The sequence below is a fragment of the Bradyrhizobium sp. LCT2 genome (assembly GCF_009931255.1).
GTDB lineage: Bacteria > Pseudomonadota > Alphaproteobacteria > Rhizobiales > Xanthobacteraceae > Bradyrhizobium > Bradyrhizobium diazoefficiens.
Genome location: NZ_CP034432.1, coordinates 6259546 through 6271544, shown reverse-complemented (window position 1 = coordinate 6271544; position 11999 = coordinate 6259546). Strand labels below are relative to the sequence as shown.

Sequence of the window (11999 nt, the reverse complement as noted above, 5' to 3'; positions counted from 1 at the left end):
CGGGTCAGGTGGTTTGCGACAGGTACGGTTAGATGCTTGCCAAGGACATTCTTCGCATCGTTCTCTACGGGGTCGGGCTCAGCTCGCTCGGAGCGGTGATCTATTTCGCCGGTCCCTTCATTGCGTTCGGCGATTGGCGGCCGCTGGAGAACCATATCGTCCGGCAGATCGCTATTCTGCTGCTCACCACGATCGTCGCAGGCATCGTTGGCCTCAATCTGTTCAAGCGGCGCAAGGGTGCCAAGGAGATTGCCGATGGCATCGCTGGTGCGGACCAGCCCGTCAGCGATGAACCGGTGCTCAAGGAGCGCATGAAGGATGCGCTCGCGACGCTGAAGACCGCCAGCGGCAACAAATCGGGCTTTCTCTACGATCTGCCGTGGTACGTCATCATCGGTCCGCCCGGCGCCGGCAAGACCACGGCGCTGGTCAATTCCGGGCTCAAATTTCCGCTCGCGCGCGGGGCGACGCCCGCGGCGATCGCGGGGGTCGGCGGTACCCGCTACTGCGATTGGTGGTTTACCGAGGAGGCGGTGCTGATCGATACCGCCGGCCGCTACACCACCCAGGACTCCAATAGCAAGGCCGACAAGGACAGCTGGCTGGCGTTCCTGGACATCCTGAAGAAAAGTCGATCACGCCAGCCGATCAACGGCGTCCTTGTCGCCATCAGTATCGAAGACATTCTAACGCTGCCGAAGCAGGAGCTCGCACTTCACGCCGATGCCATCAGGATGCGCCTGCTCGAGCTGCATCAGAGGCTCAAGGTCAGCTTCCCGGTCTACGCGCTATTTACCAAAGCTGATCTCGTTGCCGGCTTCACCGAGTATTTCGCCTATCTCGGGGATGCCGGCCGCCGCCAGGTCTGGGGGGCCACGTTCCAGACCGCCGACAAGACCCAGAATCTGGTGGGGCAGATCCCGGTCGAGTTCGACCGTCTGCTGGAGCGCCTGAGCGAGGAGACGCTCGACCGTCTGCAGGACGAGCCGACGCCCCAGCACCGCGTGCAATTGTTCGGCTTTCCGGCACAGATGGCGCGGCTCAAGCCGCAGATCCACGATTTCCTCAACCTGATCTTCGAGCCGACGCGCTATCACGTGAACGCGAACCTGCGCGGTTTCTACTTTACCTCGGGTACGCAGCAGGGCACGCCGATCGACCAATTGATCGGGTCGCTGGCACGTACGTTCGGCGCTGAGGAGGTCGGTTCCGGATCCTATTCGGGCACGGGCAAGAGCTTTTTCCTCGCCGATCTGATCTCCAAGGTCATCATCGGCGAAGCCGACTGGGTCTCGACCGACCGTGCCGCGGTGCGCCGCGCGCTAATCCTGAAAACCGCGGCCCTGTCATTGATCGGCCTGGTCTCGATCGGACTGATCGCAGCCTGGCTGACGAGCTACAAGCGGAACTCCGATTTGATTGAGCAAAGCCTGCAGGCCGATAGCGAGTATGCAGCCGCCGGCGCACCAATTATCAAACAGACGCTGATTGCTGATCATGATCTAGACAAGGTGCTGCCGCTACTCTACCGGCTGCGAAACGCCCCGGCAGGCTACGGATCGCGCGGCGAGTCGGTGCCTCTGTCGGCTCGCTACGGGCTCAGTCAGCACGCCCGGCTGCTGTCGCCCTCGAAGGCGGCCTATCATACGGCGCTTGAGCGCATGTTCCGGCCGCGGCTGCTGTATCGCCTGGAGGAGCAGCTCAATGCGCGCATAAACGAGCCTGCCTTTGTCTACGAGGCGCTTAAGGTCTATCTGATGGTCGGCGGCCTGCAGTCGCCGGACCGCGAGTTGATCCGCTCTTGGATGCAACGTGACTGGGCGGACAACCTCTATCCTGGCGCCACCAACGCGGAAGGGCGGCGTCTGCTCGACGAGAACCTCGTGGCAATGTTCGACCTCGAGACCGAACAGCAGCCGCTGGTCGAACTCGACGGCCGGTTGATCAAGCAGGCCCAGAGCTCCTTGGCGCGCCTGAGCGTGTCGCAACGTGCCTACGAGTTTCTGAAATCGGAGGCTCGCGCATCGACCGCTGGCGACTGGATCGCCAGCCGCCATGGCGGACCCGACATGGGTGTCGTGTTCGAAACCACGACGGGGCAGCCTTTGGACGCCGTGCGGGTACCCGAGTTCTTCACGTATAATGGCTTCCATCAGAAGTTCGTTGCCCGGCTGTCCGGATTGTCTGAGCGGATGAAGCGGGAGCGATGGGTTCTAGGGGATGCCGGCCAGCAGTCGGCCATCGACCAGCAGTACGACAATCTGGCCGGCGATCTGCTCAGCATCTATTCCAACGATTTCGTGACGACCTGGCGAACGGCGCTCGGGAGCCTGCGCCTGAAGAAGCTGCTCGCCGACAAGCCGAAATATGAGGTGCTGCGGGCGCTTTCGGCGCCGACCTCGCCGATGCGGCAAATTCTGGAATCGGTGCGCGACGAGACGGTGCTAACCAAGGAACGGGCGAAGCCGGCGAGCGCTTCGGCAGCCGCCGCCGCACCGGCGCCAGCACTCTTCACGAATGCCCAGGATGGACCGCCTGGCGCGATGATCGAGGCGCAGTTCAAACCTTACCACGCGGCGCTCGAAGGCGAGAGCACCCGCCGGCCGATCGACTCGACCGTCGCGAACCTGAACGACATCGCGCAGAACCTGACGCTGATCATCGAGAATCCCCAACTGACCGCACAGGCCACAGCTGCGCTTCAGACCCAGGTCGCAGCGCTCCGCAACAATGCCTCGCGCATGCCGCCGCCATTCTCCGACATGCTGCGAGCAGCAGCCGCGGAGTTCGAAGGCAGCATTGCGGCTTCAACCGCCGGGCAAATCCTTCAAACGTTGCGCGATCAGGTCACGCCGGTCTGCCAACAGACCGTGACCAACCGCTACCCGTTTATCCGCAGCAGCAGCCAGGAAGTCCCGCTGGCGGATTTTGCCAAATTGTTCAGTCCGAATGGTGTTATGGACAAGTTCTTCACCCAGTATCTGGCACCTTATGCCGACACGTCGCGATCGGACTGGGTTTGGCGAAAGGAGAGCCCCGTTGGTCGGTCGTTCTCGCCGGATACGCTCAAGCAATTCCAAAATGCGGCCTATATCCGCGACGCCTTCTTCCAGACCGGCGGCGGTTTGCCGGCGGTATCGTTCGCGATCCGGCCGCCTGGGGCAGCCGGGCCAGGCGTGACCGTCAAGACCGAGATCGGCGGCACCACAATTACAAGCCCAACCACACCTGGTCCAGCGACCTCATCCTTGTTCGGCGGTCCGCAACCTACGCCACCGCCACAGCCACAGAGCAACTCGCCAACGACCGTCCTATGGCCGGGCCCCGCGCCGCGAACTGCAATTTCAGTCAGCAACGACACCGGCCCGCCATCCGTGCTTGAGCGCATTGGTCCCTGGTCGTTGTTTCGGATGCTGGAGGCTGGCTCGTTAGTGGTGAAAGCGGAAACGGCCAGCGCGACTTTCATCGTCGCCGGGCGCGAGCTCAGCTATCAAATTTCGACTGGATCGTTGCGCAACCCGCTGAATCTGTCAGTGCTGCGTGAGTTTCGTTGCCCGACCGGGATATGACCATGCGTTGCGGGTTATTCGGCAAAATCGGCGCGAAGCGTGACTTCATCGCGATCGCAACTCCGCGCAGCTTCCTGGAAGCCTGGGAGCCGTGGGTACAGGCTGCGCTGTCAGCAAGTCGCCACCAGCTTGGCCCAGGATGGCAGCAGGCCTTTCTGACCGCGCCGGTCTGGCGGTTTTGGCTCGGTGCCGCAATCTGCGGAACGACGGTGGCGGGGGCGATTATGCCCTCGCTCGACGGGGTGGGGCGATACTATCCCTTGACCCTGCATGCGGTGACCGGCGAGGCCGTCTCGCTGCCGCCGCCGAGCATTGATCCGCAGGACGAATGGTTCGGGCAAGTAGAGGCGTTCTTGCTTTCGACCCTGGATCGGGCCGCGACCTTCGAGCAGATCTCCGATGGACTGGACCGGCTTGCGGTGCCACGACTGCAGGAGACCATCGCCAGCGGTCCGCCGATCACGTCGCTTGGTACTGCGGCAATGGGGAGGGCTTCGGCGGTCGACGCCTTCGCGGGGGCGTTTGCAGCACTTTGCGCCGCCAACCCACAGGTCTACGCCGCGGCTAGCTTCTGGTGGACCGCCGGAGGGGAAGGCTTTCCGCCAATGGCGCTGAGTTGCCGAGGATTACCAGATCCGTTTCACTACATTACGCTGCTGACCGGTGATCCCGGCCTCGCGGCATCCGGGAATGGATGACGCACGATGGTGCATACCCCATCCTTGTTCGATGTTGGTAGCGTTACCCATGCTGGAAGGGTGCGGGAGCGGAACGAGGATTCATGTTTGGTACGAACCGACGTTGGCCTATGGGCCGTCGCCGACGGTATGGGTGGTCACGAGGCCGGCGATCTCGCCAGTCGCATTGTAGTGCAGTCGCTTGACGCGATCGGCACGCCAGAATCAGCCGCAGACCTGCTGGCGGAATGCGAGGAGCGGCTATTCAGCGCAAACCGGCAGATACTGGCGCTTAGTCGTGAACGACAGGGTGCCACCGTCGGGACTACAGCGGCGGTTCTGCTCGTTCGCGATAGCTACTATGCCTGCATATGGGCGGGTGACAGCCGGGTTTACTTGATCAGTCGCGGCGCAATTAGCCAAGTGTCGCATGATCACAGCGAACTGGAGGAACTGATCGCCGAAGGTGCGCTGTCGCGCGAAGACGTGAATGATTGGCTGAGCAATGTCATTACTCGCGCCGTCGGTGTCGCCGATGATCCGGAATTTGAGGTGGTAACGGGCCCGGCCGAGCCGGAGGATGTCTTCGTGATCTGCAGCGATGGCCTGACCAGGCACGTGCGGGACGACGAGATCCTGCAGCACGCGGCTACGCGACGCGCCCAGGCAGCTTGCGATGACATGCTCGCGCTGGCTCTTGATCGTGGCGGGCTTGACAACGTAACGATTGTGATCGTGCGACTGCTGACGCCACGATCTCAGGAGGCGACAAGATCTCCGCTTGATCGCGAGCCGCAACCATGACCCCGAACGATCCGTTCCGACCGTCCTATCAGGGCGTGCCCCCCGGCACCCGTCTCAACGGTATCTACGAGATCGAAGCGGTGATCGGCGCGGGCGGCATGGGTGAGGTCTACAAATGCCGAGAGATCCAAACTGGATCGCCTGTTGCCGTGAAAATGCTATTGCCCGACATGGTCGATAACGAGGCGGCGCTCGCGCTGTTCCGTCGAGAGGCCGCGGCGCTCCACAATCTTCCGCATGACGCGATCGTTCGCTACTTCCTGTTTACGGTGGAGCCGGTGCTGCAGCGACCATATCTCGCGATGGAGTTCGTGAATGGCCGCTCGCTCTCGAACATGCTCGACGATGGACCGTTGACTTTCGAGGCGCTGATCAAGCTGATGCTGCGCGTCGCATCGGGACTGGAGGCTGCCCATGAGCACGGCATCATCCATCGCGACGTTTCTCCGGACAACATCATTGTTCCGCTCGACGACGTCAGGCGGGCTAAGATCATCGACTTCGGCATAGCCCGGTCGACCCAGATGGGTGACAAGACCATCATCGGCTCGGGCTTCGCTGGCAAGGACAACTACGCATCGCCGGAACAGGTAGGGTTGTACGGCAATGACGTGACCGCGAAATCCGATGTCTACAGCCTCGGTCTTGTGCTGTTTCACGCGCTGACCGGACAGAAGCTCGACATGGGTGGCAGCCAGTTTCAACTGGTGGAGAAGCGCCGGCGTGTTCCCGATCTCGGTGCGGTGGATATGCGCATCCGGCCTATGCTGGAGCGGATGCTGCAGCCTGATCCGGCATTGCGCCCGACCATGGGAGAGGTCGCCAGCTGGAAGCCGACCGGTTTGGTGCAGACGCCGGCCGCGCCGTTATATGGTTTCGATCCGCTGCGGCGGCCGGAAGGCGCGGCGCCGGTGCCGCAGGACAGGATGCCGTCGACCGCGCGGAGTCCGCGCGGCCGCTGGCTGGGGGCCGGCGTGGCGGCTCTGTTACTGCTGGTCGGCGGTGGTGGATATGCCTTCTACAAGCTGGTCTGGTCAGCGCCCGGCACCGCGGTCTTGCCACCACCTCCAAAACTCGCCGGAACAATGGCGCCGCCGAAGGTCGAGCCCGCTGGACCACAGCCCGGGCGCCAAGAGCCGGAGAAGTTGTCTGCGCAGCCGACGGCGACGCCGTCTCCGGCACTCGATGGGGCGGGGCGAGCTGAGCGCATCCGCAAATACGTGGCCCAGTATTCTGGCGGTGACTGCTTCTTTGTCTTGCCGATTGCCGTGAGCCCAAATGCCGCTGTCATCGAAGGGTTCGGTGCCTCGACCGCCCCATTCGACACCTTCGACAAAGCGTTTCGGCGTGAGCAGGGTTTCGAGGCTTCGATCGGCGTCAGGCAAGTGACCCAGGCGCAATGCCCAGCCGTCAAGTTCTTGAGTCAGGTCGGGAGCGATCAGGCGCGAATGCCACGCATCACCCTGTCAGCGACAGAGCTGAAGGGTGGTGAAGCCCTCAATGGGACCATTGAGAACTTTGCCAACCGCGTGGTCGAGCTGCTCATGGTGTCGGATCGCGGCGAAGTCCAGAGCCTGTCTTATCTTCTGAAGCCGGGCATCGACTCGCTTTCGTTTACGCTCCCGACAGCGCGCGCGAGCGGTCCGCAATTGCTGTTGGTCGTGGCGGTTCCGCAGGTTCTGGACTCATTGCGCCAGCCGCGACCGATAGCTGCCGATACGTTCTTCCTCCAGGCGCTGAGCGAGGCTCAGCGCAACAAGGTGACCATCATCGCGGCCGCGCGTTACGTGCTGCTCACCAATTGACCGGCACGCTCAGAATGTTCCGATCACCAGGATTTTCAGGTCGGCATCCGGCTTGAAGTCGTTTGCCGTATATTCAAGCGTATTTCCGGTAGCAGACGATGCCTTGAGCCGCCCAGGACAGAAGCTCACCAAGCGGTCGTTGCCGCCTGGGTCGATAGTCAGCTTGAACGACCGGATCGGCCCGGCCCAATTCGCGCCGGTCTTGAGCACGTATGATATGCGCCTCTCCTGCAGGTTCGCGCTGTTGATCTGGTAACTGCCCGCGCGCTTGTCGATCTCGGCGAGGAACGTATCCTGGACGCAGTATTCTTTCCGGTAACGGGCGACTTGCTGACCCAGTGCGCTGCTGCGGCGTAGGCTCGGGCGCAGGATGGTGTCAGGACTGGAGCCGACGCTCGGCCGGTACCGGTGTTCGACCGTGACGGTGCGCATGGGCGGAAACACCTGCTGGCGCACAGCCGAGGTCTTGATAACCCAGCCTGGCGCATACTGCTGGCGACCGTTGTCGCTCATTCCGGCAGGCATCATAAGTCCGTCGTCCACGAGCCGGGTCCGAGTCGCCGCGGGCAGGTCGCTCAGCCGGATCTCGCGGCCACCAATCGGCAGCAGCGGTAGCTTGAGTTCGCGGAGCAGGGCACTGACATCCCTGTTGCCAACCATGGCGCGCTGATCGACGGTCAGCGGCGCCGGGCTGCCGTCGACCCTGGTCTCGAAGTCGACGAAGTTGATCGGATCATTTGAAGGTAGCGCAATGTTCTCAGCCTCCGACAGGTCGATGTCGGGCAGCGGAAAGGCAACAGTAAGCGTGACCGGCTTGGCAGTGACGTTGGCGAATTGGTAGCGAACACTGATTCTGTCGAGCCCGATACTAAGGTTCTCGCTCTCCATGGCCACGTCATTGGTGCGTACGAACTGGAGCCCGCCGATCGACAATTCCGCAGCCGAGTCGTTGGCGCGTGCCGGCCAGCCCGTCGCAACCAGCAGCGCGGCCATCAAGGCCCGTATCCGGAACGACGGTCGGATGCAGGCTCCGTTCGGCAAGCTAGTCTCCATGCGGCGTCGCAACATATGCTGGTTCCATCCGATGCGGGTCAATCGATCGGCTGATAAAGATCGCCCCACTCGGACTTCCAGACCCCGTCTGGATCGCACACCACCAGCGCCAGCTTTACGTCGTTTGCCAGCCGGATCGCGCCGCGAAAAGCATCCTGCGCCGGCAATTGCGCGCTGATCTGGTCGGTGGTCAGCCGTCCCCGGCTCGCGGCGGCCGGCAGCACGATTGATCCGGAGGCGCCGTCATTGTCGCGTTTCAGGAGCAGCGTGATCGCGTCGGGCTGAACTTCGCTCACCTTCTCAAATCTATTCCGGGCCATGTTTTGCACCGCAAGCTGAAGAGAATTCGGACTATCACCGTCAAGTGATAGAATTGAACGTGATTGAGATTGCGCACCACTAATTGACTCGCAGCATTAACGGCATCTCGGATTAGTCGATCCGACGCGGCGATCGGTTCGGGGTACATTGAGGCGAACATGCTTCGTCCAAATCGTTGGATCTGGGTCTTCATCGTTGGCGCTGGCATTTTCGGAACCAATGCGCATGCCGACGATACTGTCGTCCGCAGCTTTACCAGCGGTTTGGCTGCTTCCATGGTCGGCATCGTTCCGGCCAGCGAGGACGTGGAACTCGCGGGACCACAAGCACTCAGCGCCGACGGGCAGGGCAACCTGTTTGTGCTCGATCAGGTCAACGGTCGCATCCTGCAGTTTGACCCGAAACAGCCGAACTCAGATCCTGACGTCCTCAAGATGCCGAAAGACGTCCAGCCGACCGATCTCGTGGTCCACAACGACGACATCATGGTTTGGGACGGCGGCGTACGGACGCTGAAGGCGGCGCCAGGGCAGTCCACGCGCGGAATCGGTGGTGACGTGATCCAGCTTGAGGAGGTCTCGAGCCGTAGCGCGGACGATCAGGTCGCCGTCTCCGCTTTCGCCCAGATGGGATCGCAGGCGCCCGGCAGCGCGGCCGACTTGCTCGACCAGAATACCCGCGCGGCCATCGTCAAGACGACGCGGCAGCCCGACCGGCAATATGTGGCTTCTCGAAGTAAGGGCTCGGTGATCGCCGATATCGTTCCGGACAAGGGCAATGCCAGCGTAAGGGTCGAGATCCAGACCATGGTCACCAACGAGACAATCGGACAGCTAAGCCTGCGGGTGCGCAACCAGCTCGGAACGGTGGAGTTTCTTGAGATCGACAACGGCGACCGCTTCTACGTGCTTGCCGAGGACGTTCCGCCATCGGGAAAGAACGCCTCCACGTTCGTCGCACGCTATGCTGCGAACGGCCGTCTCGAGGGAATCTATGAGCTTCCTTTGGAAAATACGCCGCTGACCCGGCGGTTCGTCACGGTTTCGGGCGATGGCGATGTCTATTTCCTCCGGACCAAGCCGGACGGAATTGAAGTGGTTGGCGTCGGCTTCCGGCCGCTGACCAACGCTTCCATTATCGACGTGCGGCCGTCGCGAACGGCAGCCGCGCCAGCACCGCAATCCGGCGTCAAATTCGACGCGTCGGCCGCTGTGAGACCTTCCAATCGCCAGCAGGCTATCGAGACCGCGTTTGCATTCGAGGGCATCCAGTGGAAGCTGACGCAGTCGAACTACGGCAGCGATCCCGACAGCCAATGCAGCGGCTTCAGTCGTATTCGGCGGCCGTGGTATCTGCAGGGCAAAGTGAACCAGGAGGTGCGCGGTGTGCCCTATTGCTGGGGCTGCCACGGTTCGCTCGCGAACTTCCGGCAGCGGATCGACAGCGGAGCGCTGGCTGGCAATGTGTGCACTCGCAACGCGCCAAGGCCGGATGTGGCTGGCGTCGACTGTTCGGCATTCGTCAGCGCCGCCTGGGGACTTTCTGTCCACTACACGACTGCCGCTATTCCTGCGATCGCAGCCCCCGTGGCAAATCCCTGGGACCTGAGGCCCGGCGATGCGCTGAACAAGCCGGGCTCGCACGTGATGTTGTTCCTGCGGTTCACGCCCGATCGCAAGGCCGAGGTGATGGAATCCTCGACCGGTGGCTGCAACGGTCGCGTCTGCCGCAACGTCTACCCGTTGGCGAGCCTGCTTTCGCGTGGCTACGTTCCGGTCCGCTTTCGGGCGTTCGCGGATGACCAGGCGACAGTCTCAGCGAGCGCCTATCAAGAGGCCGAACCGCAGCCGGGCCGCAAGACGGCGAGCAAAAGGCGCTGAACCCGGTGTGTCGCTGGCGCTACAGAATGGATAGGAAGGATGTCGAGGTGGATCACGATGCGGATGCCCAGGGAACTTGATTGCGGGATCAAGCGGCTATGCGCCACCATCGGGCTCGCTGCGTTGATCGGGCTGATATCCCCGGACGCGCATGCGACAGGAGGATTGTCGATCAGCAATCCGGACGGGGCGGCGGTGCGCGCGCTCGTGATCGGGATCGATGACTATCAGCACGTGCGGAAATTGAAGGGCGCGGTCGCCGACGCCACTGACATCGTGACCAGCTTGAAGAGCATGGGGGTTGGCGACGTCGTCGTCCTGACTAACGCACAGGCCGACAGGGCAAGCATCTTGCGCGAGATCAGTTCACTGGTGGAGCGGACCAAGAACAACGACCTCATCTTTCTGTCGATCGCAGGTCATGGAACCCAGGAGCCGGAGCGCGTCAAGGGCTCGGAGCCGGACGGGATGGAAAACGTGTTCCTGCTGCCAGGCTTTGAAACCACGCCAACCGGGTCCATTGAACGTGTTCTGGGCAGTGAGTTCAACCATTTCATCCGGCAGTTCGAGCTTCGCGGAGCGAAGGTGATCTTCGTGGCTGATACCTGCCACGGCGGCGGTATGGTGCGCGATATCGATCCGCGTGCCGCTGAGATGAGCTTCCGGCAGGTGCCGCGTTACACATTGCTGGTTGACGAACTGAAGCCGGTGTCGGACAGCAACGATCCGAAGTCAGAACTCGATCTTGACCACACGGCGTTCCTGGCTGCGGTGGACCGCTACACCAAGGCGCCGGAAGTCCGCATCCCTGGCATCGATGGCTTGCGCGGGGCTCTCAGCTATGCGGTCGCACGGGCGGTGGAGGGTAGCGCGGACATCAATCACGATGGGAAGGTGACGCTCAAGGAGCTCTTCAGCAATGTTCGACAGGTGGTCTATCAGCTCTCGGACCAGCGCCAGAACATCGTGACCATATCATCGCCGCCTCAGACGCCGGATACCGACATCGCCTTCGAATTGACGCGCGGTGTCGTGCTGATTCAGGGGCCGGCCGCGAGAGCGGCCTCCGGCCCGGCCGGATCCGGGGCGCCCGTCGAGGGACAAGCGCCCGCGCCGCCGGCTGTCACGGCCAAGGCACCAAACATTCCCACCCTTGCCGCGGCGGCGACCAAGGAACTTCCGACCGGCGACGCGCCGGCCCCCCTCCGTCTCGCTGCGCCAATCCGGCTGGCGGCGCTCGACGGCAAGACGAACTATTTTGCGAGCGTGGCGCCAAAGGATGTTCCCGTGCAGGCTGTTCAACCGACGGACAATCCCGACCTGATCTGGGATCCCGTGTCGCACGACGTGATCGCGTGGGGCGACGTAGTCGCCTACGGGATCGACGTTGCCAGCCTGCCGACGGTCGTTGACCGGACAGCGGCAATTCGTGAACTGAAGCGCATTGCGACCCGGTCGCCGCAGATCATGCGCATCTGGCCGGACGATCGCCAACAGCGTGCTGGCCAGACTGTCGAAGTTGATCTGTCTGATGTGGGGTCAAGAGCGGTGTTGCTGTTCAATGTGTCTGGCGATGGCACCATCCAATTGTTGTATCCGGTGGGTTCCGATGCGGCACTGGCCCGATCGGCGAGTTTGCGCCTACCGCTCAGGGTCGGCGAGCCGTTCGGCGCGGAACAGATCGTTGCAGTGACCTCGCAGCAACGCATGGTCGATCTTGAGACAGTCCTGATGCAGCTCAACCGGCGCCGCGCTTCGGGGCAGGTGATCAAGAGCCTCGAGCGGTACTTGCCTGCGGACGCGCGGATCGCCTCGGTCGGCTTCTTCAGTGCTCCCTGACTTTTAGGGAGAGCAGGCCATGCCGTCATCGCAGCCGATCCGCCGGGAGCG

8 protein-coding genes are annotated in these 11999 nt (G+C 62.5%); 6 read left to right on the top strand and 2 right to left on the bottom strand.

Annotated elements, in window-relative coordinates:
- Positions 1 to 32: 32 nt before the first annotated feature.
- From tssM to EI171_RS30040, 4 genes are read left to right on the top strand one after another with little or no spacing between them, the layout of a single operon-like run.
- Entirely contained in the window at positions 33 to 3569 is a 3537-nt protein-coding gene (tssM, locus tag EI171_RS30055) for a type VI secretion system membrane subunit TssM (RefSeq protein WP_161535479.1), read from the top strand.
- Positions 3566 to 4267 carry a type VI secretion system-associated protein TagF gene (gene tagF / locus EI171_RS30050; protein ID WP_011086383.1) on the top strand — a complete coding sequence of 234 codons (702 nt, stop codon included), beginning with the start codon at positions 3566 to 3568 and terminating at the stop codon, positions 4265 to 4267. The genes tssM and tagF overlap by 4 nt, the downstream gene beginning before the upstream one ends.
- A 6-nt stretch (positions 4268 to 4273) precedes the next feature.
- Positions 4274 to 5050, top strand: coding sequence for a PP2C family serine/threonine-protein phosphatase (locus EI171_RS30045; RefSeq protein WP_161535478.1), 777 nt, complete (start codon positions 4274 to 4276; stop codon positions 5048 to 5050).
- Positions 5047 to 6855 (top strand): serine/threonine-protein kinase, encoded by a 1809-nt coding sequence (locus tag EI171_RS30040; protein ID WP_161535477.1) that lies wholly within the window; start codon positions 5047 to 5049, stop codon positions 6853 to 6855. The genes EI171_RS30045 and EI171_RS30040 overlap by 4 nt, the downstream gene beginning before the upstream one ends.
- A gap of 9 nt (positions 6856 to 6864) precedes the next feature.
- Here the strand turns inward: EI171_RS30040 and EI171_RS30035 are convergent, their stop codons facing one another.
- Together EI171_RS30035 and EI171_RS30030 are read right to left on the bottom strand one after the other, a co-directional pair.
- Complete coding sequence (locus EI171_RS30035; RefSeq protein WP_161535476.1) at positions 6865 to 7848, bottom strand: DUF4424 domain-containing protein; 984 nt, start codon at positions 7846 to 7848, stop codon at positions 6865 to 6867.
- A gap of 98 nt (positions 7849 to 7946) precedes the next feature.
- Entirely contained in the window at positions 7947 to 8204 is a 258-nt protein-coding gene (locus EI171_RS30030; RefSeq protein ID WP_236842226.1) for a hypothetical protein, read from the bottom strand.
- Between the two features lie 183 nt (positions 8205 to 8387).
- Between EI171_RS30030 and EI171_RS30025 the strand changes: the two genes are divergently transcribed.
- Positions 8388 to 10109 (top strand): hypothetical protein, encoded by a 1722-nt coding sequence (locus tag EI171_RS30025; RefSeq protein WP_161535475.1) that lies wholly within the window; start codon positions 8388 to 8390, stop codon positions 10107 to 10109.
- A 39-nt stretch (positions 10110 to 10148) separates the two neighbouring features.
- Positions 10149 to 11948, top strand: coding sequence for a caspase family protein (locus tag EI171_RS30020; protein ID WP_161535474.1), 1800 nt, complete (start codon positions 10149 to 10151; stop codon positions 11946 to 11948).
- Positions 11949 to 11999 lie beyond the last annotated feature (51 nt).

Coding starts and splice junctions, on each gene's coding strand:
- tssM (WP_161535479.1), top strand. CDS start 33: ATGCTTGCCAAGGACATTCTTCGCATCGTTCTCTACGGGGTCGGGCTC.
- tagF (WP_011086383.1), top strand. CDS start 3,566: ATGACCATGCGTTGCGGGTTATTCGGCAAAATCGGCGCGAAGCGTGAC.
- EI171_RS30045 (WP_161535478.1), top strand. CDS start 4,274: ATGGTGCATACCCCATCCTTGTTCGATGTTGGTAGCGTTACCCATGCT.
- EI171_RS30040 (WP_161535477.1), top strand. CDS start 5,047: ATGACCCCGAACGATCCGTTCCGACCGTCCTATCAGGGCGTGCCCCCC.
- EI171_RS30035 (WP_161535476.1), bottom strand. CDS start 7,848: ATGGCCGCGCTGCTGGTTGCGACGGGCTGGCCGGCACGCGCCAACGAC.
- EI171_RS30025 (WP_161535475.1), top strand. CDS start 8,388: ATGCTTCGTCCAAATCGTTGGATCTGGGTCTTCATCGTTGGCGCTGGC.
- EI171_RS30020 (WP_161535474.1), top strand. CDS start 10,149: ATGTCGAGGTGGATCACGATGCGGATGCCCAGGGAACTTGATTGCGGG.